Raw genomic sequence first — 1,754 nt, forward strand, 5'->3', positions numbered from 1 at the left:
TAATATTGATTCATATTTTCAAGTAAAGCTATCAAATAATCCCATACATTTTGTATAGAAGAAATACTTATATGTTCATTTGGAGTATGGACATCGTAAGTATTAGGACCTATTGAGATTGCTTCACAACCCTCCATTTTTTGTAGGAATAATCCACATTCAAGTCCAGCGTGGATTGTTATGATTTGAGCTTCTTTACCAGTTAAGTTTTTATATGTTTCTAAGCTGATTTTTTCTAATTTAGAATCAATAGCTCTTTCCCATTCTGGATATGGATCAGTTTCTTCGTAGTCAGCACCTACACAGTCTGCTAGTAATTTTATCTTGTAATTTAGATCTTCTCTTCTAGTTCCTATAGAGCTTCTTGTTGCGTTTTCAAATAGCATAGCATTTTCTTTTGTTGTTACTACGCCTATATTTGTAGAGCTTTCAACTAATCCAGGAATATCGGCACACATTGTTTGAACTCCATTAGGGATTAGATTTAATATTTTTATAATTTTATCTTTGCAATCATCAGTCACTACTTTATCGAAAGAAGCTTCACCTATTTCTATTTTTATATCAGGGTCTGATACTTGGTATTCGTGGTTGAATATCTTTTGTATATCAGATATTTGAGATTTAAATTCGTCTATATCTTTTTTGTCGACAGCTACAACCGCGTCGCATTCACGAGGAATAGCATTTTGTTTTAAACCACCATTTATACTAACTAAATCGTAATCTACATCTAATAAATTTAAAATTCTACCGATTAATTTATTTGAGTTAGCATGGTTTTTATCTATTTCAGAGCCAGAGTGTCCTCCTAAAAGCCCTTTTAGTTCTATTAGGATACCTTGTTTATTAGAATTAGTAAATTCAAGTGGTAAACTAATGCAGTTTCTATTACCACCAGCACAGCCTACTAATATAAATCCTTCTTCTTCAGAATCTATATTTATCATGTATTTTCCATTTAAATTACTAGCATCTAAATTTATAGCGCCAGTCATACCTACTTCTTCATCAGTAGTTATAAGTACTTCTAAGGCTGGATGCTTTATATCATCAGAAGCAAGAATAGCCATAGCATAAGCTACTGCTATACCATCGTCTGCACCTAAAGTAGTATCAGTTGCATAAATCATATCACCGTCAACTCTCAATTGGATAGGATCGTTTAAAAAGTCGTGGTTAGAAGCTTTGTTTTTTTCGCAGACCATATCCATATGCCCTTGAAGTATTACACCAGGACAGTTTTCGTATCCTTCAGTTGCTTTTTTCTTGATGATAACATTTAGGTGTTTATCTTGTATGTATTCTAGATTTAATTCCTTTGCAAAGTTACATAGATAATCGCTGATAGCTTTTTCGTTTCCAGAGCCTCTAGGAATTTGTGATATTTGTTCAAAATAATTTAAAACAGATTGAGGCTCTAATCCTTCTAATATGTTTTTCATTTAAAAGTCAACTCCTTATTTTATTTATTATACCAATTAGTATAGTATACCCAAATTTGTGAATCAATAAATGGATAGTTATTTATGTATATTATAAATATAAAAAAGGAAGTGAATACAAAATAGATTTTACTCTATTTTTAAACACTTCCTATCATATTATTTAATTAACTCTCTCTATATAATTACAATTAACATGTATATGATTTAAATACATTAGAAGTCTTTCATAAAGAGGATGAGTATTCTCCCCGTATTCTTCTTCTAAGTTTTTGCCTATCTCCTCAACAGTTTTTTTACCGTCTATTT

General features: G+C 30.8%; 1 protein-coding gene. It reads right to left on the reverse strand.

The genetic code is table 11. The features are described 5' to 3' along the window. The coding region (locus tag ACI3VO_RS01280; protein ID WP_439756168.1) for an aminoacyl-histidine dipeptidase at positions 1 to 1,445 on the reverse strand (1,445 nt) is incomplete at its 3' end. Positions 1,446 to 1,754: the final 309 nt, after the last annotated feature.

It is taken from the genome of Intestinibacter sp. (assembly GCF_051866655.1).
Classification (GTDB): Bacteria; Bacillota; Clostridia; order Peptostreptococcales; family Peptostreptococcaceae; genus Intestinibacter.